Genomic DNA, 19754 nt, shown 5'->3' on the forward strand with positions numbered 1-19754 from the left:
GCAACTTATGAGTGAAAAAAATAAAAATATTGAACAAATATTAGTAGGCATAAATAATTATATAACCTATGGTTATGTAGACCCAAGGTCATTTGATGATCCAGTAAATGATCTACTTGACTATTTATCTGAGTTAACTTCTTTAGATAATAAAAAGGCATTTTTTTATTATAAAAAAATATTGACTGATAAAAATATAAACGATGATTTCTTGAAGTCTCTCTGTCTAAATAGATTATTACTATCCGAATTTGAATGGAGTTACGCATTTGACTTTTTAAATAAAAATGCTCATCAATTAAGTATCCCTTGCCTAGAAAAAGCTTTATTTTATTTCTATTGTGCAAAAAATGATCCAGCATCACATCCAACACCAGATAGGCTCATCGAGAAACTAGTAGCTAGATACCAAGAAGTAAAAAATGATCCTAATGCAGATTTTTATCATCTAACTGAATCATTTGAAAATTTCTCGCGAGCTTATGGGGTTTAATTGTTGAGAATAATTGGTTGAGCGTGTCTGAAAAGACAGAGCTCGAGATAGCAAAAAAGACACTTAGAAATAGTACAGATCCAATAGAACGAGAGAAAGCGCAGCAGAAATATGATGCACTGCGTGAGAAGGATATCGTTAGTGATCAGAAAGTGATTGATGCATGTAATAACGGTAATGCGGCTAGTAGTGGATGTGCTCAGGCTCGTCTGGATGTGATTACCGCGAAAGGGGAATATGAAAATACGGGTAACTATAATTCCAGAGCTAGCCAACAGTATGCGGATGCCTATAGCAAGATAACAAGTCTGTTGAGTATGACTAGTGTTGATGCGCAGAATCAGAAACAGGTGCAGGATGCGATGGTGAATTATGCCATGGTGCAGCTTAGCGTCGATAAGCCCACAGCAGAGGCTTATATTAAAACCTATGATGGAATGAAAATAATTAGCGCGTCAATGACGCCGTTAATAGGTTCAGTCGCTGCGAGAAAAATAGAAACTCTAGTGAGTCAACAGAGGTTATCCAGTAATTTTTCAATTCACTCGTTACCAGATGCTCATGGTCGGGAGCATATAACTGCGGTTAAAGGCGATGCTGCTATACCTGTAGATAAGATAGAAATATGGCTTAGAGGCAAAGCAAAAGGAGATTTAGAATCGTTATTAGTAAGGCAATCAGTGTTAATAAATGAAAAACGTGATAACCAAAGAGCTTTTGCTAAAGATCCGAATAAACCAAAGGAATTGGGTAAAATCAGTACTCATATAGAAGGAATTGGGCGATCACGAACAATGGGAATGGATCTAGAAAAAATAGGATTTAATGATACAAAAGAAAATAATAAATTTATAATAGATAAATTACTTGATACTGCAAAAATGGTGACACCAGAGAATCGTTGGACATCAATAGTATTAAAAAGTCAAAATGGTAGCAATGAATCTGTTCGTATAAATGCTGTATGGGTAATATTACCAGATGGTTCAAAGCGCTTATCAACAGTGACGACAGGAAGATTTTTAAATGAGAAAAAAAGTTGAAAAAATAAAATTAGGATTAGATAGTTATCTTAAAAATGGGTATTTAGATATTAATTCCTTTGAAAATCCTGATGATGAGGCTGCTAATGCACTTAATGAGTTATCAGTTCTAGATGGAGAGTTATGTGATAAATATTGTAAGGTTATTATAGAGTCATCGAGAATAGGAGATGATTTTTTAAAAGCACGTTGTTTATCACTTTTATTTGATGTGAATAAAGAATATGCATTAGACTATATTAAAAAAAATGTGGAATGGATGTCTCCATCTATATTATCTACAACGATGATTGGATTATCAATTAATAGCAAAGAAAAGTTAAAAATAGAAGGTATAAATGAATTAATTTCTAAGATTATTATTCGCTATAATGATCTTTCTAATGATTCTTTTTGTAAGGAGTTATTAGCTCCTTCTCATAAGTTTTTCCAGGATAGTTTTTTTTCAGAAATTGAATTGATGGTTAATAAATATATTTTATAAATTTAATAATAAAAATAAAGTAACACTCTGTCTCAATAATCTGGATAATTAATTGCCTGTGCTTAATGCACAGGCCTACCTACACCTGCTACCCAGCCACAAATTCTACCATTTTCAGCAAGTATGACAGGATCACACCAACCAGTCTGACTTTGGCACAGGCGGTAAATACACTCGAGCCATTCAAGCTATCACCGCATTTACGCAAGGTGTAATGGGCAACAATATTGTTACCGCGATTGCTAATGGTTCCGCGCCTTATCTTGCCAATGAAGTGAAAAACCAAATTCAAGGCAATAGTGTTGAAAGTGATATTCAGCGCACACTTGCCCACGGTTTACTCAATGCCGGTCTTGCTCTAGCAAAAGGTGAAAATACAGTAGTGCAGGCTTCTGGCGCAATGACCGGCGAAACGGTGGGTATTTTATCGCACTCACTTTATGGCAAAACCCCCGAAGAACTGACTGAGACTGAAAAGCAGAATATAAGTGCATGGGCAACGTTAGCTTCAGGGATTGCCGGCGGTTTAATTAGCGATAATAGTGCCGGTGTCGCCAATGCCGTGATCTACCTGATGGTACAGTTGTTATTATAAAATTAGAAGAATCATCTGGAAAACAAGAAAAAGATAGAGGAAAATAAGAATGGGATTTTTTATAGACAAATTATTATCAATTTGTAGTGATGATATCTCGCCTAATCAATTGAAAAAAAATATTGAATCAAATTATGGGCAATCATTAATAGACCAACTAGTTTTTTTGCTAGAGAAAAAGAACGGTTTTTATGGATTTGAATCAGCATTACATTTATTTCCATATGAAAGTATAGGTAAGGAAGTCGGTGTAATTGATTGGAATAATAATAGATTGTGGATTTCTGCATATAAAGATATGGCTCTAGAAGCATTTTTTTTTGCAGAAGATATTTTTGGAAACCAGTTCTGTATTAAAGGTGATCTGATTCAAGTTTTTGATCCAGAGACAGGTTCATTTAGTGAGTTGGCGGGAAGTTTTGAGGAGTGGAGTAAAGCAATTTTAGATGATTATAATTTTTTAACTGGGTATTCATTAGCTAATCAATGGCAGAATATTTATGGAAAAATTCCATCAATGCATAGGCTAATTCCTAAGGTTCCATTTGTTTTAGGTGGGGAATATACATTAGAAAATTTATATCTATCAAATTCTATAGATGCGATGAAGTTTAGAGCGCATCTTGCATTACAAATTAGAAATATTCCAGATGGTACAGGAATTTCTATTGATACGAGAAACTAGTTATAGATAGTAATTCCAGTTCCACACAGAAGCCTTTTGAGTTGATTTATTCTTTCTCCACCAGTTGAGTAAATAGTTATTCGACTGGGAGAATGAACTGAATTTCAGTGTAAATCTGAGTTCTCTCAGCGAAATTGCAGTTATGATTTTGGCCTATCACAATCGCCAGATACAACGCCGTTATATCACATTACAATCAGCACAAAACCAAGAAACAACAGACAGCAAAAACAGCAGTAAAAGCGCTTCTGTTGGTGTTGGTGTCACGGTGGGCTCAGGTGGTGTTGGCGTTAACATTAATGCGAATGGAAGTCGAGGTAAGGGATTTGAGGAGGGCGACCACACCTATTACACCAATAGCACATTAAATGCAGGGCAAACGCTCACCTTACAAAGTGGTCAAGATACGACCTTAAAAGGCGCACAAGCTCAAGGTGATAAAGTTATTGCGAAAGTGGGTGGCGATTTACACCTTGAAAGCCAGCAATCCATTGATGACTATCAGTCGAAGCAATCGAACGAAAGTGTGGGTGGTAGTGTCAATGTAATGGGCACACCGGGAGGCTCGGCAAATATTTCGTTTAGTCGCGATAAAATGGACAGTAAATACCGCTCAGTGGAAGAACAAACGGGCTTATTTGCAGGTAATCAAGGATTTGATATTAGTGTGGGTAAACATACCCAACTTGATGGCGCGGTGATCAGCAGTAAATCTGATGCAAAAATAATCAGCTCGATACAGGTACATTAGGCTTTAGTGATATCCATAACTACGCAGAATATAAAGTTGAGCATCAATCTGGTGGTGTAAGTACTTCAGGGGGTGTTGAGGGCAATATGCTGGCGAATATGGGGCATGCATTAGCCATGGTAGGCAACCACAGTGACAGCGCTGAAAACACCACTCAATCTGCGGTATCGCAAGGCACATGGCGAGTACGAGATAGCGATAATCAACAACAAGATATTGCGCAATTAAGCCAAGATGCCGACAACGCTCACAGCACGTTAACTAAAATCTTCGATAAAGAGAAAGAGCAAAATCGCCAACAAAAACAACAGTTGGTGGGCGAAATTGGGGCGCAGGTTATCGATTTGGCAACCACGGTTGATACTATTCGTGGTACGAACCAAGCGAAAGCTGATTCAAAACTCGATAATCTTTCTGATACGGCTTACGACGATATCTACCAAGCCCTTTCTGAAACTAAAGAGAATGTTACTGAGCGTGACGTTCAAAATTACCTCTTCCAGCAAGCATTACAGGACTATACCAACCAATCCGATTTTGGTACGGGGGGCAAATATACCCGCGCAATTCAAGCTATCACCGCATTTACGCAAGGCATAATGGGCAACAATATTGTTACCGCGATTGCTAATGGTTCCGCGCCTTACCTTGCCAATGAAGTGAAAAACCAAATTCAAGGCAACAGTGTTGAAAGTGATATTCAGCGCACCCTTGCCCATGGTTTGGTGAATGCTGGCCTTGCATTAACTAAAGGCGAAAATGCCTTAGTGCAGGCCTCTGGTGCAATGACAGGGGAAACAGTGGGCATTTTATCGCATTCACTTTATGGCAAAACGCCCGATGAACTGACTGAAACTGAAAAGCAAAATATAAGTGCATGGGCAACGTTAGCTTCAGGGATTGCTGGCGGTTTAATCAGCGATAATAGCACAGGCGTTGCCAATGCTGCCCAAGCCGGGAAAGTGGTGGTTGAGAATAACTTTTTGGGGGATATTTCACGTGAGGCATTGGATAAAAGCCGTGAGGCGTTGCGAGAAACAAATATACGGAGAGGGATATTCGTGAGTTACTGGCGTTGGAAGTCCGTGACCAAATCAGCGATGACCTGTTAAACCAGTACCGGAAAGATCCTGCGTCCCTGACGCCAGAGCAGCAACAGTGATTCCTGCAGGAATTACAGCAATATGCCTATGAAAAAACTCAGTTGTACGGTACAAAAACTGCTGAACAGTTGGTCATTTTGTTGTTAAAAGAAGGGGACTCGACGCTGATCCCAAACAAAGGCTTCCCATACGCGGGTAGCACAGACGCGAAAAATGCTTGGGCAGACAGGGAAAGATTACAGGTGTATGAGCAAGACGGATGGTTAGGAGCTCTGAACTGGACGCGTACACAAACAGAAGAAGAAAAACTGTTCAAAAAAGCCAATAATCTAGTCAATACGTATGGTTACCATAGAGATAATGCGGCTATAGGTGATACCCCCCTTCAGGTATTGCAGGGAGGTGTAGCAAGCAAAGTTATGGCACCGTTATTGGGTGGGGCAGGCAGAATGACAACATATTTCTTGGGGGATGGAGTAGGCAAAGTTATGGCACCGTTATTGGGTGGGGCAGGCAGAATGACAACATATTTCTTGGGGGATGGAGTAGGCAAAGTGATGCTTACAACCGGAACAATAGGAGCCACAGCAAGTGCTGGGATTCAATATGTGTTTACAGGAGAAGTCAACCCAGAGGATGTGGTGTTTGCTTTTGGGACAGGTGCTATGACGGAATATACGAAATTTGGTGGAACCGTCGCTTGGAATGCAGGCATGGGAGGAGCTTTAAGCATGTTTAAAGGTGATGATCCTTTTACAATTTTTACAAATGCCACTACTGCAGGTCTCGGTTCTAGTATGGGGTATGGTTTCGCGGGTAAACCTATAAGTTATGGATGGAATCAATATAGATTGTGGAAAACAGGAGGTTGGGATCCCAAATACAACCCTAAATTGCAAGGTGGAGCTATAAACGGATTATACGGACTTTCGAAGGATATGAAACCTCATCTTTTGCCTGGTATTTTGGGAAATGTTGGTTCTGCTTTTACAACAGAGACTATAAACGCTCTGATGCAAGAGAAAATTAAAGAAGTTAAGGAAGAAAATAGTGAATCAAAAAACTAATCTATTTGAATACTTTCTTGTTGTAACTATTTGGTGTGTGGTAGGCCTGTTTATTATGGGGCTGTTTATATACTGCATAGGTGAGTGTATTCTTTGGTTATTATTCGATGGGAATTTTCTTTTTTCGATCGATTTTTTAATGAAAATTATTAAAGCGAGTCTATGGGCTGGGTTGGTCGTTGGGATAGGAATGTGGTTTATAGAATATAAGTTACGTAGATGATGCTAAGATCCCTGTCTAAGTGCTGGGATTTTCCTATTAGTTGTAATGCCATCAATTACAGCTCCGCCGAGTGTATCGCCAATGCCTGGAATTATAGGTAACCTTCTTGGATCCGCGGGTTCAGAGTATTTAAATAAAGAAACTAGCGAAGTATTGAAGGAAATCATAATAGAGAACGAAAATGAAAGTAATTAATTATTTTTTAATGTTATTTTTTTGTTATTTTGTACTGGTTTTTATTACATTCTTATTGCTTGGTTTTATTATTGAATTTGTTCATTATATGAAATTAGGTGTTTTTTATATTGATATATTTTTTTTAAAAAGCCGATTATTTTTGGGGGAGTCTTTGGTTTGAGTTTTAGTGGTATTCATCTATTTGTGAATTATTGGGAAAACAAACATTGAGTGGCTGATTCAATCATTAAGTAGATATTAATTTTGTAGTCTCTAGTCAAACACCACTCTGTAATTATTATCACTAAAAAGCGCAAGATATAATGCTGAATATATGTGATTGAGTAGTATCAATTACATATAATCGCCGAGTGTTATGTTAAATTACGGAAGGCATTGTCCTGCGGTGATGAAGGTTATAACCAATAATCCAGAGTTTTATGAAGTGTTGAGAAAATATTCAGAGTCAGAGGTGAAGGGAAACTCTTATATTATGCAGAAAGTATCCGAAAGTAAAATTCCTTCTGGGGCAGGAAACTTAAGTAGTCGTGCTATATCTGAGTTAGGTGGTTTGTATATACAAGAAAAGCTGAGGAGGAGAAAAAAGAGTGAAAAGAATTTTTCTTATTATAATATTAATGATTATGTTTATATTTGTTTCATTTGTAAGTGTAATGATTTTTTATTTTTTAGTGGAGGTGTTTTTTTATTTTCATTCAGACGTTTCAATGTCATTTAAAGTTAATGAAATAAAAAAAGCATTAAAAGTAAGTATTGGTGGAGGTGCAATTATGGGATTGGGTATTGGGATTCTATATATAAAAGAACATAAAATAAAATAATTCTTGTTCGGATTTTAATTTTAGATGTTTTAATAAAAATTAATTATCCTATAAATATAAAATTCATCGAATGTTTGTATTCGATTTATCCAGAATCACCTATCGATGTTAACAGGAGGAATAACACCAGGAATGGGGTATTGGGGAACGCTCACAACCAATACAACCAGCGCAGGTATTTCAAGTTTAATTGATGGGCAATCACCTTGGGTCTCAATGGGAGGCGCATTAGCGGGTTCAACAGTCGGCTATGGAGGCACAAAATGGTTAACTTATCGTCTGGATAATAAATTTAATTCTTGGTCTAGCGGGCTTAAAGAGCGCCCATTAGTTGTAATGCCATCAATTACAGCTCCGCCAAGTGTATCAGTAGTACCAAGTATTGTTGGAAGTGGTGCTGGTGCTATGGGTTCTGAAGGTGCGAACAAAATAGTTACAGATAAAATAAAAAAATTGAATAACGAGGAATAAAAATGAGATTGCTTAAATATTTTCTTCTACTTTGGGTTGCATTCTCTTTTATGGTTTTCCTTATTTTATTAATAATAAAAGCTCTAGTAGAATTAATATTCTATTTCTTAATAGAAGGTAGTTTTTTTTCTATTACTAAAGAGAATATTATAGATTATATATGTTTGGGAATGGGATTTGGTTTTTTCTTTAGCATAGTTACTTGTTTAATCAGTTACCTTGAACATAAAAGACACTAATATTCTGATAAAGAAAAAATTAGCATTACACTAAGTTTTGTATGATTATTTTACTCCTCAGCCAACTGGATCCTTAACAGTTTGATTTGGTGGATGAGGGGGAATATCAAACTCTTTCAGAAAACAACAATAAGCCTATAAGTTATGGATGGAATCAATATAGATTGTGGAAAACAGGAGGTTGGGATCCCAAATACAACCCTAAATTGCAAGGTGGAGCTATAAACGGATTATACGGACTTTCGAAGGATATGAAACCTCATCTTTTGCCTGGTATTTTGGGAAATGTTGGTTCTGCTTTTACAACAGAGACTATAAACGCTCTGATGCAAGAGAAAATTAAAGAAATTAAGGAAGAAAATAGTGAATCAAAAAACTAATCTATTTGAATACTTTCTTGTTGTAACTATTTTGTGTGTGGTAGGCCTGTTTATTATGGGGCTGTTTATATACTGCATAGGTGAGTGTATTCTTTGGTTATTATTCGATGGGAATTTTCTTTTTTCGATCGATTTTTTAATGAAAATTATTAAAGCGAGTCTATGGGCTGGGTTGGTCGTTGGGATAGGAATGTGGTTTATAGAATATAAGTTACGTAGATGATGCTAAGATCCCTGTCTAAGTGCTGGGATTTTCCTATTAGTTGTAATGCCATCAATTACAGTTCCGCCGAGTGTATCAGTAGTACCAAGTATTGTAGGAAGTACAATAGGTGCTATTGGTTCTGAATCAGCAAATAAAATAATTACAGAAGAACTAAAGCTAGAGGATGAGAAATGAAACTATTTATATATTTTTTATTTTGGTTTTTGAGTATGTGTGTAACTATTTTTTTGACAATAATCTTAATTAAATTTCTAGTCAAACTAATTTTATATTTTGAAAAAAAATCGTTTATTTGGGAATTAAATGACTTTATTGAGGCATTAAAAATAGGAGGAGTAATGGGGTTATTTTTAGGTGTAGTAATTTGTTTAATTAACTATTTAGAATATAAAAGGCGTTAGTATGCGTTTATAACATGGCTAATTATAGATAGTCATTCCATTTTCACACAGAAACATTTTGGGTTGCTCTATTCTTTCTCCACCAGTTGAATAGCTAGTGCTTATACATACAGAAAACTCTTTACCTAGAGTAGGTAATCATGTTGATAACAATGCCCCCCAATCTGCGGTATCATTATATAGATGAAATAAGGGAATAATTTTACAGTTGCAACTTATATAGTGCATATTATGAGAAAGTATTACTGAACATAATTGCAAAATAAGTAATAGATTATTGTAGATCCTTAAGGAATACAAAGTGACCGTTAATTTGGCTTAGTTAAAAAGAACGTTATCAATAAAGCCTAGCTTAAGCGAGGTAAGCATAAGCTAGGCTTTGTTATTTAAATCATACTATAGTTTAAAATGAATAAAGCGAATCTTTAGACTCTTTTAATTTTTGTGCTAATTCAGAAGCCTCATATCGTTCGGTTACGATTTCGATATAAGAGGCGCTATTGGTTGATTCTGCTACTTCAAGTGCTTTATTTAATTCATCTATCGTTGTGACTTTCTCACAATACCAGTCTTTTGCGCCAAAGGCTTTAGGTAATTGATGATAATTCCATTGAGCGAGATCGTTATAATAAGCTTCAGGATAATCACATAATAATCGTTCAATTAAGTAGCCATCATTATTTAAAACAAGAATAATTGGCTTTAATCCGAAACGAACAAATTGGCTAATTTCTTGAACAGTTAATTGATGAGAACCTTCACCGGTAATTAAAATAACGCGTTTTTCAGGTGCGGCAAGCGCTGCTCCGAATGAAGCGGGTGTAGCCCAACCAATAGAGCCCCATAATGTTTGGTTATGGAATTGTGCACCTTCGGGTAATAGGGCAAAACCTAATCCCATTGATGAGGTGCCTGTTTCAGCAATAACAATATCATTAGGTTTAAAGAACTGCTCTAAACGTGGATAGAGATATTGCGCTGTAATTTGACCATTATCTGATATAACCGCTTTACCTAATCCCTTGGCTTTTATCTGATGATAAGTTTTATTTGGTAGGCGTTTTGTTAATTCAGAAAGAACATCTTCCATGTAAACGGAAGGGTAAATAACAGAATCAATCTCAACATAATCTGACATGATGCTGATAAATTGTTTTGGTTTAATATTGGCAGTGAAACTTCCTGTATTGAAGTCAGTCATCATTGCACCAATTCCTAATACATACTCGCTATTTTCCACAAATTCTCTGACTTCAGGTGTCATTAATTTGCCATCATACATACCAACATATTGAGGGTGAGATTCACTTAAAATACTTTTATCCATAAACATAGTGGCATAAGGCAAGCCTGTCTTATCGATAAAATTTTGGACATTATCCGATAACCCTAAACGTGTGGATAAGATACCTGGCAATACGCAGATATTATTGCTGTGTGTAAGCTTTTTAATAATGAGTGATACCACTTTTTCTAGTACTTCTTTATCACTTATTATTTTTTTCGGTATGGTAACAGGTGAATTTTCTATCACTTGCATAGTGGCATAATCAGAAGGTAGACCAATATAAACAGGACGACGTTCTTTTAATGCGGTAGCAATCAAACGTTCCATTTCTGTAATACAATTTTCAGGTGTTAAAATTGCGTGAGCACAAGCAAGGCGCTGACCTAATTGATAAAAAATGTCAAAGTCACCATTGCCTAAGGTATGATGAACAAGGCGCTTACTTTTTTGTACACCACTTGCTGGCATACCGACTAAATGGAAGATAGGTAGGTTTTCTGCATAAGCACCAGCAATGGCATTAATCGCACTTAATTCACCAACACCAAATGTTGTCGATAACGCAGCCATACCTTTAATTCTGGCATAACCATCAGCAGCGTAGGCTGCATTTAGTTCGTTGCAGTTGCCAATCCAACGCATATGATTACTATTACAAATAGTATCTTCTATGGGAAAAGCATAATCACCCGCAACACCAAAAATATCACTTATTCCTAAGTCATATAAGCGGGTTAATATATATTCAATGACGGTTTTATTCATATTATCTCCTGAAAATCCGAATAATGAACTGTAAAAGTGGAGTAATACTTTTACATTATGCTTTATGTTGTATCGCGGATATTATTTAATATGAAATGGTTTATTATTATTGAGGGTATAACTAAATGTAATAAGGTAAGCGTTGCTAATGGATGTTCGCACATTGCGCTATTTCGTTGAGGTTGTTCAATTAAATGGCTTTAGCCGAGCCGCTGATGCACTATTTATCACGCAACCTGCGATTAGTCGTAGTATTAAGAAGTTAGAAGATGAGTTAGGCGTTATTTTATTAGTGAGGGAGGTTGATGGGGTTAGATTAACGGATGATGGTGCAATACTATTTGAGCATGCTAAACAAATACTTGCACAATTTAATAATATGAATAAAGCATTACAAGACAAGTCTGGACCATTAACAGGAACACTAAATGTTGGATTGCCTCCTGTCATAGCCTCAACGTATTTTGCTGATATTATTATGGCGTTTAGTTCTCGCCATCCTCAGGTTGAATTAAAAATATTTGAATTAGGTACTAAGCAAATGGCTGATGCCATGAGAGAAGGAAAAGTTGAAACCGCGGCGGTCGTATTGCCTTTTAATGAAGAGAGTTTTGAATTAACTCCTTTTTCAGAAGATCATTTAATGCTATTAATGTCTCCCTCCCACCCTTTATCAATAAAAAAAGAAATTCATTTTAATGAGTTGATCAATGAGTCTTTTATTTTCTTTTCTGAAGATTTTCGTATCAATGATTTAATTTATAGTGCTTGTGGTATTTACAATACAGTGCCTACTATTGCGGGGCGTAGCAACCATCTAGATTTAATTATTGCGATGGTGAAAGCAGGGGTAGGGGTAACGCTTTTACCTAACAGTATGTGTAATAAAAATCCTACTGATGATTTGGTTGTTCTTCCTGTGGTGGAACCTATATTGTCATATCAAATCGCGCTCGCAAATTATAAAAATAGTTACAAAAGTCGAAGCTGCCAAGCATGGGAGCAGTTAGCAAGAGAAAAGCTAATATTAAAATAGTACTTATTTATATTCTATTTAATAAAAAAATATTAAATTTATCTTTAAATAATAAAAATGTTTAGAAACAAATAAGTGTTATTTTTTAAGAAATGAGAATAGCAGTATAAAAGCAGTTATATAAATGATAAGTTTATATTTTGCACATTGTCTTATGAGTAATAATAAAAATGGGCAAATAAAAGATTAATCAGATAATACAGGTATAGGATAGGGAAAATGAATGAGAATAATAGTTCTGTAAATCAACATTTTATTCGTAAACTTGAAGGCATCGTTGGTAAAAAACACGTATTAACACAAGCACATAAAACAGAACGTTATCGTAAAGGCTTTCGCTCAGGGCAAGGTAAGGCGCTGGCAGTTGTCTTTCCCGCAGATCTATTAGAACAATGGCGAGTTTTTAAAACCTGTGTTGAAGCCGATAAAATTATTATTATGCAAGCGGCGAATACTGGATTAACAGAGGGCTCGACGCCTAATGGTGATGATTATGATAGAGATATCGTCATTATCAGTACATTACGTCAAGACAAAATACAGGTTCTTTCAGAGCATAATCAAGTTATTGCTTTCCCCGGCAGTACGCTATGGCATTTAGAAAAAGTATTAAAGCCATTAGGGCGTGAGCCTCATTCTGTTATTGGATCTTCTTGTATTGGTGCGTCAGTCATCGGGGGAATTTGTAATAACTCGGGCGGTGCTTTAGTTCGTCGTGGACCCGCTTATACTGAATTATCCCTTTATGCTCGGGTTAATGAAAAAGGTGAAGCTGAATTAGTTAACCATTTAGGGATTGATTTAGGTGAAACACCAGAGGAAATATTAACCAATTTAGATAATCGTCATTATCATGAGAAACAGATAAAAATAACAGAGAAATTAGCTTCTGATCATGAATATCATGAACGTATACGTGATGTTGATGCTAATACACCTTCTCGTTTTAATAATGATGAACGGCGTTTATATGAGGCCGCTGGGAGTGCAGGAAAATTATCTGTATTTGCTGTGAGGTTAGATACTTTCCCCGCCGATCATCGTACTCAGGTTTTTTATATTGGTACTAATAATCCGGACGAACTTGAAGATATTCGCCGTCATATTTTAAGCCATTTTAAAAAGTTACCTGTTGCTGGGGAATATATGCATAGAAGCTATTATAAAATGGCTGAAGTGTATGGAAAAGATACGTTCTTGGTGATTGATAAATTAGGTACAGACAAAATGCCAATATTATTTGCTGTAAAAGGGCGAATAGATGCGGTATTAAATAAAGTGCCTTTTTTACCTAAAAATATGGTAGATAGAACAATGCAGTTTATGAGCAAACTATGGCCAGCTCATTTACCAGAGCGTATGACAGATTTTCGTGACAAATATGAACATCATCTTATGTTAAGAATGGCAGATGATGGAATTGAAGAAGCGGCAACTTATTTAAAAGAGTACTTTAAGCTAGCATCAGGTGATTATTTTGAATGCACTGAAGAAGAGGGAAATAAAGCCTTCTTACATCGTTTTGCTGCTGCAGGTGCTGCTGTGCGTTATCATGCCGTTCATGTTAATGATGTAGAGGATGTGTTGCCATTAGATATTGCATTGCGCCGTAATGATAAAGATTGGTTTGAAAAATTACCGCCTGAAATAGAGAATAAATTACTTTATAAACTCTATTGTGGGCATTTTATGTGTCACGTTATGCACCAAGATTATATTATTAAAAAAGGTGTTGATGCTAAGGCACTAAAAGCAGAAATGCTAGCATTATTAGATCAACGTGGTGCGGAATATCCAGCAGAGCATAACGTAGGTCATATGTATTATGCTAAGCCTCAATTAAAAGCATTCTATAAACGTAACGATCCAACCAATAGCATGAACCCAGGTATTGGCAAGACCTCAAAACTAAAATATTGGGGAGAAGAGTGTGGTTGTGGACGTGCACATAATGACACTAGTGCAGAGAATAAAGAATAACTATTGTAGATTGTGTTTATTAAATTAAAAATAAAAGGCAGGATAAAACCTGCCTTTTGTCTATTTAGTCATTAGCCCATAATGCTTTGCTATTATGAGCAATAAAATGAACATCAATTTTATTAGGGTTAATAAAATGACTAATGCGAGAATAAAAATAATTACATTTATCTTCATATTTATCATCCATCAAAATCACAATCCCAAGGTTTTCAATTTTATCAAAAGGGATTTGTTTTAATATATGCTCATCTTGAGTACCCATATTCCAGCCTAAAATGAGTAAACTATCATTAATGGTTGGAATAGCTTCATGATAAATACGTGTTAAATAGTTACTGGAACGTATAGTTTTTAGTTTTTCTTCACTTGTACCTTCAGAGATAAATAGCGGAGAGTAATTATGATCATCCCAATTTTGACTAATTTGATCGATAAGATGGTTATCGCCTTGAATACTTAATTTTAACTCTTCATCATTTTCATTCTTTGCAAGGATAAGATTACCATGAGGATAAAAAACAAGATTAGAACGATTACCTCTGTATTCGCGGTATTCTTCAAAATCTTCATAAAAACTACTACGATTGAAACAATCTTTAAAAAGTGGATATGGATGATTATCATTAACTTGCATGATAGCCCAATAAAGCATAATGTCGTAATTTAAACTGAATATTGTGTCAAACTGCTTAATAAAACTAGCACAATTATTAATTTTATCTCTTACTTTATCAATGCAAGGGTGAATACTTTTAACGGTATTAATTAAGGTTTTTTTTACTTGACTGTGAGCCTGATGAATATGATCACAATCAATATTAAATATATTATTTATTACTGTCGCTTGGGTGAACTTTCTTAAAATATATTCAAAATCTTGAGAGTGAAAAGAATCAAAAATACTTTTTACATTTTCCGGTAACTTAGCATTAGAAAATAAATTAGAGTAATTAAAACTAGGATCTATAGCAATTGATGAACCATTTCCTAATAATAAACTTCCTGTAAATAACTCAGAAACAGCATTCCACTCTTCTACTTTAAAGCTCATAATAACCTCGATATAAAATATGAGTGGTTATTATATTTATTTGTATTTAGTCTTTATGCGTAGCTATTCGTAAATATATAATCAATTTATACCTAGAAAGGTATATTAATACCAGAGATCACAATAATCTCTGGTATTGATTAATAATTTATTGAATAGTATTAACTAGCAATCTCTTGAGCGTATGAATAAAGTGCTTGTAGCTGTTTTAATTTTTCCTCATTATCGGCGTGTTCTTCTGCTAATAACTGAATGGTATTAATATATTCGGTTAGTTTTTCTGGTGTTAACATCTCTTTTCTATGCGCCAACCAACGTTGTTGTTCGTCATAATTAAGCGTTGAAGGATAATTTCTGGCACGATAACGGAAAAACAGAGGTTCCATTCTTGCATCTTCAAACGTTAAATTTAAAGCGGGTAAGTTCTGTGGCTGTGTTGAGCGAATAATCTCCATCGCACTACGATCGTTTTCACTGAAAAAACCATTATAAATTTGTGAATCAACATTATTAGAAACAACAAAAGGCGTTTGTTGCGCAAATATTTCCACTACTTTATTGCGTATTTCAGGATGCGAAAACAAGATTGTTTGGTTTTTTAAGCAAGTATCAACATCTAAACCAATCCTATCTGCATCTTGCTGTCTTAATGTATTTTGCGGTGCCACAATGGGACATTTATTAATATGCAGTAATTTAATTGGAACAGGTGGTTCATCAATTGATAATTCACTACGTGGTGTATATAAACGTTCACGCAATTGGTCTGCATCGAGTGTTAATAAAGGGGATATATCTGCGGCTAAGTCGCAAACAATAACCGCATTGCGATTATCAGGATGCCACGCTAATGGTGCAACAAGACTTAAATTAGAACGTGCGGCACCAAACATACCTGAAACATGCACAATGGGTGTCATTGCCGGAATATCAATGAGTGCCTGAACTTTGCGTTTATCGCGTAAATTAAAGAAATAATCAAACATACGCGGTTGTGCTTGTTTTAATTTTTTTGCCATCGCAATGGTGGCGTAAACATCAGACATTGCATCGTGCGCATTCTCATGAGAAATACCATTGGCTTTGGTTAATAACTCTAAACGGAAGCTTGGAAAACCGTCTTCATTTTCAGGCCAAACAATACCTTCTGGGCGCAGTGCATAACAGGCACGTAAAACATCAAGTAAATCCCAACGTGAATTACCTTTTTGCCAGCTATAAGCATAAGGATCATAAAAATTACGATAAAGGATATTACGAGTCACTTCATCATCAAATCGGAGATTGTTATAACCCATAATACAGCTATTCGGCTGGCTAAAAGCTTGATGAATTTGACGAGTAAATTCAGCTTCAATCACTCCATTTTTTGCCGCAATTTGTGGTGTTATTCCTGTGATCATGACAGCTTCTGGGTGAGGTAAATAATCATCATTAGGTTTGCAATAAATCACAAGAGGATCTTCAATGATGTTGAAATCCATGTCTGTTCTTACACCTGCAAACTGAGCGGGACGATCTAGCGCTGGGTGAGTACCAAAGGTTTCGTAGTCATGGATGTAAAATGTGGGCGTTTTCGCTGAATTAGACAAGGTTTCCTACCGTAAATGTATTGATGATTTTTTAAATCATTATTCAATGAGTTGTATTGGGCTTAATGAAGACCATGGTAAACCATAATGTAGTAAACGTGAAATACCAGATTAAAATGCGTTAATATAAGGTATTGCGGTGAGGATAAGTAGGAGCGTACCACCGCTAATATTGATCACTTTTTTCATAGTAACAATATTGATTTTTTTTGATGATAATAAAATAAAACAACAACAAGTCATCAGCCAGAGACTCATCATTAAGATATGAATAGAAGATAAAACAAGATAATGACCTAGTGTTGGTGTCGCACCTGCATAACTGGAAACAACCACAAGATATAATATAATTGCTTTAGGATTAAGCACATTAGCAATATAAGCTGTTTTGATAGAGGCTTTTTGATGAATAATTGTGGTGTTTTTAGCGGCTTTTAATCCTGAATGTATTAGTGAAATTCCAAGATAAATTAAATATAAGTTACCAAAAATGGTTAATACCATAAAAGCAGAAGGGGATGAAACTAATAATTTGGTTATTCCCAATCCGACCAAAATTCCGTGAGTAATAATGCCTAATGCGGTGCCTATAATCGTGGTCAATAACCCTTTTATGCCATAGGTTAAGGTGCTATCTAAAGCAATTGTAAAGCTTGCACCTGGAGAGATAATTATAGGTAGCAACGTAATAATAAAACCAAGTATATCCATCGTATTATCTTAACCAGTGGTCCTTATATTCTTCACTTAGTCGAAAAATTGCATACCAGAATAAGGATGTTGACGACAAGTTTCTAAGCGACTTTTTAAATCACCCACATGGACTTCAAGTTTATGATGATCAGGATCGTAAAAATAGAATGAATCACCTTCACTTTTATTTTCTTTCCATGCAGTAATACCATGGGATAAAAGGTGCTGTTTAAAGGTTTCAAAATTATTTGCAGATAAGCTGAAAGCATAGTGGGTGTAATCACTGTCTTCAGTAATATGGCGTTTATCGTGAGATAAACATAACCATAAGGAGCCCAGTTGTAGATAAGCACCGTTATCCCATAAAGCAAGAGGTTTAAAACCTAATATTTCAGTATAAAAGGCAAAGCTCTTGGTCACATTATTGACAGTGAGTGTTAGATGGTTTAAATCAGTTAACATAGTTTTAAGCGAGTTATAGAGGATATCGCTATTTTATCAAAGGAAATTAAAGAAAAGGAATTATATGGTATCTGTTTGTGCGTTTTACTGTTAGTCCTCGCAATAAAAAATAAGTAGATCCAGTACACACAACTCAAATTGTTAACGTTAACTTATGTGCTTTATATCACATTAAAGCGATATAATTGTTTGTGAAGTTAAAAGTTAACGTTAACATTTAAGGGTGAAATGATTTTATAAGGCGCTCAACCAATGAACAAAGACTCAAAAAAATACTATGCGATCTTAAGTGCGCTATTATTTTTCTTCTTTTTTACCTGGTCTTCATCCTTCTCGTTAGTTTCTATTTGGCTAAATCAGTATGTAGGATTAAAAGCGACTGATACTGGATTAATATTCTCTGCAATTTCTCTGATTGCGTTATGTGCTCAACCTTTATATGGTTTTATTCAAGATAAATTAGGGTTAAGAAAAAATTTATTATTAGTGATTGCAGTTTTACTGATTCTTTCTGGTCCTTTTTTTCTGGGTTTCGCATCAATATTACGTTGGAATATTTTTGTTGGCTCCATTCTTGGAGGCTTATATGTTGGTATGACATTTAATGCGGGGATTGGTGTATTAGAATCCTATACAGAGCGTGTTAGTCGTATTCGTGGTTTTGAATACGGTAGGGCGAGAATGTGGGGATCATTAGGTTGGGCATCTGCAACATTTATTGCCGGACACAATATAAATATCGATCCTAATTATAATTTTGTAATGGCTTCTATTTCTGGTGTTGTGTTTTTAATTCTTTTAGCACTGTTAAAAACAGGTAAATCAGACGCATTTAATCAATTAGAGCATGGAAAAACATCCGCTATTACCATAAAAGATGCACTGAATTTACTTTCATTGCCTCGTTTTTGGGCGCTTATTTTGTTTGTTATTGGCACCTGTGTTTATGGGGTTTATGACCAACAATTTCCCGTCTTTTTCTCATCGCAATTTGCGACCTTGCAACAAGGTAATGAGATGTACGGATATCTGAATTCATTGCAGGTATTTTTAGAAGCGGGTGGTATGTTTATCGCGCCTTTCCTTGTAAATAGAATTGGTGCTAAAAATGGGTTATTACTGGCAAGCAGTGTTATGGCTGCACGTATTATAGGTTCTGGGCTAGTTGAAGGACCCATTTTGATCTCTTGTATGAAATTATTACATGCTGTTGAATTACCCATTTTATTGATTTCAATTTTTAAATATAACAGCCAACACTTTGATAAACGTTTATCTTCAACGCTCTATTTAGTCGGTTTTCAATGTGTGAGCTCTATTGTCGCTACATTATTATCTCCATTAGCTGGCTATGGTTATGATCATTATGGTTTTGCACCAACCTATATGGTGATGGGATGTATTGTGATAGGCACAACGCTTCTCTCAGCGGTGTTATTACGTTCAGATGCGAAAGCGTTATTGCCAATTGATGATTTACAACACGAAGATCAAAATAAAGCACAACCTATTTAATTGCTGATTAATTTATCTTTTGTCATGTTGATTTGGGCTACCCGTAGAAATGTGTAGCCCTTTTCTTATTATTAATGAAGTGAACATTTACGGCTTAAAGAATGTTAACTATATTTATTAATGCATATCATCCTAATTAATTGTTAATTAAGTGAAATCAATTAAATTTGTAAACTTCGCTTGTTTATT

At 35.4% G+C, this 19754-nt stretch carries 19 protein-coding genes; 14 read left to right on the top strand and 5 right to left on the bottom strand.

The window, feature by feature from the left end:
* Window positions 1-7 precede the first annotated feature (7 nt).
* The 11 genes from SB028_RS07380 to SB028_RS07430 all read left to right on the top strand — a co-directional run bounded on the left by SB028_RS07380 (window position 8) and on the right by SB028_RS07430 (window position 8553).
* Entirely contained in the window at window positions 8-493 is a 486-nt protein-coding gene (locus tag SB028_RS07380; RefSeq protein WP_069368301.1) for a hypothetical protein, read from the top strand.
* Window positions 494-516: 23 nt separating this feature from the next.
* On the top strand, window positions 517-1536 hold the full coding sequence (locus SB028_RS07385) for a DUF6862 domain-containing protein (protein WP_069368302.1): 1020 nt from the start codon (window positions 517-519) through the stop codon (window positions 1534-1536).
* Window positions 1520-2020: a hypothetical protein gene (locus SB028_RS07390; RefSeq protein ID WP_069368303.1), complete on the top strand. Its 501-nt coding sequence runs from the start codon at window positions 1520-1522 to the stop codon at window positions 2018-2020. Before SB028_RS07385 ends, SB028_RS07390 begins: the two co-directional genes overlap by 17 nt.
* A gap of 214 nt (window positions 2021-2234) precedes the next feature.
* A complete protein-coding gene (locus SB028_RS07395) occupies window positions 2235-2615 on the top strand; it encodes a VENN motif pre-toxin domain-containing protein (RefSeq protein ID WP_069368304.1) in 381 nt (126 codons plus the stop codon).
* A 49-nt stretch (window positions 2616-2664) separates the two neighbouring features.
* The gene (locus SB028_RS07400; RefSeq protein WP_069368305.1) at window positions 2665-3300 is read left to right on the top strand and encodes an SMI1/KNR4 family protein; all 636 of its coding nucleotides are present in this window, start codon (window positions 2665-2667) and stop codon (window positions 3298-3300) included.
* 148 nt (window positions 3301-3448) lie between these two features.
* On the top strand, window positions 3449-4051 hold the full coding sequence (locus SB028_RS07405; protein WP_171729925.1) for a hemagglutinin repeat-containing protein: 603 nt from the start codon (window positions 3449-3451) through the stop codon (window positions 4049-4051).
* A gap of 86 nt (window positions 4052-4137) precedes the next feature.
* Window positions 4138-5163 (top strand): VENN motif pre-toxin domain-containing protein, encoded by a 1026-nt coding sequence (locus tag SB028_RS07410; protein ID WP_069368307.1) that lies wholly within the window; start codon window positions 4138-4140, stop codon window positions 5161-5163.
* A 92-nt stretch (window positions 5164-5255) separates the two neighbouring features.
* Entirely contained in the window at window positions 5256-6221 is a 966-nt protein-coding gene (locus tag SB028_RS07415) for a hypothetical protein (protein WP_318860045.1), read from the top strand.
* A 1008-nt stretch (window positions 6222-7229) separates the two neighbouring features.
* Window positions 7230-7463 (top strand): hypothetical protein, encoded by a 234-nt coding sequence (locus SB028_RS07420; RefSeq protein ID WP_069369152.1) that lies wholly within the window; start codon window positions 7230-7232, stop codon window positions 7461-7463.
* A 105-nt stretch (window positions 7464-7568) separates the two neighbouring features.
* The gene (locus SB028_RS07425; protein WP_139151998.1) at window positions 7569-7934 is read left to right on the top strand and encodes a hypothetical protein; all 366 of its coding nucleotides are present in this window, start codon (window positions 7569-7571) and stop codon (window positions 7932-7934) included.
* Window positions 7935-8262: 328 nt separating this feature from the next.
* Window positions 8263-8553, top strand: a complete 291-nt coding sequence (locus SB028_RS07430; RefSeq protein ID WP_318860047.1) for a hypothetical protein — start codon at window positions 8263-8265, stop codon at window positions 8551-8553.
* Window positions 8554-9583: 1030 nt separating this feature from the next.
* Here SB028_RS07430 and SB028_RS07435 read toward each other — a convergent pair.
* On the bottom strand, window positions 9584-11233 hold the full coding sequence (locus SB028_RS07435; protein ID WP_069368100.1) for an alpha-keto acid decarboxylase family protein: 1650 nt from the start codon (window positions 11231-11233) through the stop codon (window positions 9584-9586).
* A gap of 148 nt (window positions 11234-11381) precedes the next feature.
* On the opposite strand from SB028_RS07435, the gene SB028_RS07440 reads away from it, so the two are divergent.
* The gene (locus SB028_RS07440; protein ID WP_069368101.1) at window positions 11382-12269 is read left to right on the top strand and encodes a LysR family transcriptional regulator; all 888 of its coding nucleotides are present in this window, start codon (window positions 11382-11384) and stop codon (window positions 12267-12269) included.
* 219 nt (window positions 12270-12488) lie between these two features.
* On the top strand, window positions 12489-14249 hold the full coding sequence (gene dld / locus SB028_RS07445; RefSeq protein WP_069368102.1) for a D-lactate dehydrogenase: 1761 nt from the start codon (window positions 12489-12491) through the stop codon (window positions 14247-14249).
* A gap of 64 nt (window positions 14250-14313) precedes the next feature.
* Here dld and SB028_RS07450 read toward each other — a convergent pair whose 3' ends face one another.
* The 4 genes from SB028_RS07450 to SB028_RS07465 all read right to left on the bottom strand — a co-directional run bounded on the left by SB028_RS07450 (window position 14314) and on the right by SB028_RS07465 (window position 18050).
* Complete coding sequence (locus tag SB028_RS07450; protein WP_069368103.1) at window positions 14314-15303, bottom strand: DUF4917 family protein; 990 nt, start codon at window positions 15301-15303, stop codon at window positions 14314-14316.
* A gap of 161 nt (window positions 15304-15464) precedes the next feature.
* Window positions 15465-16895, bottom strand: coding sequence for an exodeoxyribonuclease I (sbcB, locus tag SB028_RS07455; RefSeq protein WP_069368104.1), 1431 nt, complete (start codon window positions 16893-16895; stop codon window positions 15465-15467).
* Window positions 16896-17006: 111 nt separating this feature from the next.
* Window positions 17007-17606, bottom strand: coding sequence for a LysE family translocator (locus SB028_RS07460; RefSeq protein ID WP_069368105.1), 600 nt, complete (start codon window positions 17604-17606; stop codon window positions 17007-17009).
* Between the two features lie 36 nt (window positions 17607-17642).
* The gene (locus tag SB028_RS07465) at window positions 17643-18050 is read right to left on the bottom strand and encodes a VOC family protein (protein ID WP_069368106.1); all 408 of its coding nucleotides are present in this window, start codon (window positions 18048-18050) and stop codon (window positions 17643-17645) included.
* Between the two features lie 252 nt (window positions 18051-18302).
* On the opposite strand from SB028_RS07465, the gene SB028_RS07470 reads away from it, so the two are divergent.
* The gene (locus SB028_RS07470) at window positions 18303-19565 is read left to right on the top strand and encodes an MFS transporter (protein ID WP_069368107.1); all 1263 of its coding nucleotides are present in this window, start codon (window positions 18303-18305) and stop codon (window positions 19563-19565) included.
* Window positions 19566-19754 lie beyond the last annotated feature (189 nt).

Source organism: Proteus vulgaris, from assembly GCF_033708015.1.
Classification (GTDB): domain Bacteria; phylum Pseudomonadota; class Gammaproteobacteria; order Enterobacterales; family Enterobacteriaceae; genus Proteus.

Excerpts from the sequence above, each read along its gene's own strand:
- dld (WP_069368102.1), top strand. The coding sequence starts at position 12,489 with ATGAATGAGAATAATAGTTCTGTAAATCAACATTTTATTCGTAAACTT.
- SB028_RS07470 (WP_069368107.1), top strand. The coding sequence starts at position 18,303 with ATGAACAAAGACTCAAAAAAATACTATGCGATCTTAAGTGCGCTATTA.
- SB028_RS07410 (WP_069368307.1), top strand. The coding sequence starts at position 4,138 with ATGCTGGCGAATATGGGGCATGCATTAGCCATGGTAGGCAACCACAGT.
- SB028_RS07400 (WP_069368305.1), top strand. The coding sequence starts at position 2,665 with ATGGGATTTTTTATAGACAAATTATTATCAATTTGTAGTGATGATATC.
- SB028_RS07460 (WP_069368105.1), bottom strand. The coding sequence starts at position 17,606 with ATGGATATACTTGGTTTTATTATTACGTTGCTACCTATAATTATCTCT.
- SB028_RS07390 (WP_069368303.1), top strand. The coding sequence starts at position 1,520 with ATGAGAAAAAAAGTTGAAAAAATAAAATTAGGATTAGATAGTTATCTT.
- SB028_RS07450 (WP_069368103.1), bottom strand. The coding sequence starts at position 15,303 with ATGAGCTTTAAAGTAGAAGAGTGGAATGCTGTTTCTGAGTTATTTACA.
- SB028_RS07435 (WP_069368100.1), bottom strand. The coding sequence starts at position 11,233 with ATGAATAAAACCGTCATTGAATATATATTAACCCGCTTATATGACTTA.
- SB028_RS07380 (WP_069368301.1), top strand. The coding sequence starts at position 8 with ATGAGTGAAAAAAATAAAAATATTGAACAAATATTAGTAGGCATAAAT.
- SB028_RS07425 (WP_139151998.1), top strand. The coding sequence starts at position 7,569 with ATGTTAACAGGAGGAATAACACCAGGAATGGGGTATTGGGGAACGCTC.
- SB028_RS07440 (WP_069368101.1), top strand. The coding sequence starts at position 11,382 with ATGGATGTTCGCACATTGCGCTATTTCGTTGAGGTTGTTCAATTAAAT.
- SB028_RS07465 (WP_069368106.1), bottom strand. The coding sequence starts at position 18,050 with ATGTTAACTGATTTAAACCATCTAACACTCACTGTCAATAATGTGACC.
- SB028_RS07395 (WP_069368304.1), top strand. The coding sequence starts at position 2,235 with ATGGGCAACAATATTGTTACCGCGATTGCTAATGGTTCCGCGCCTTAT.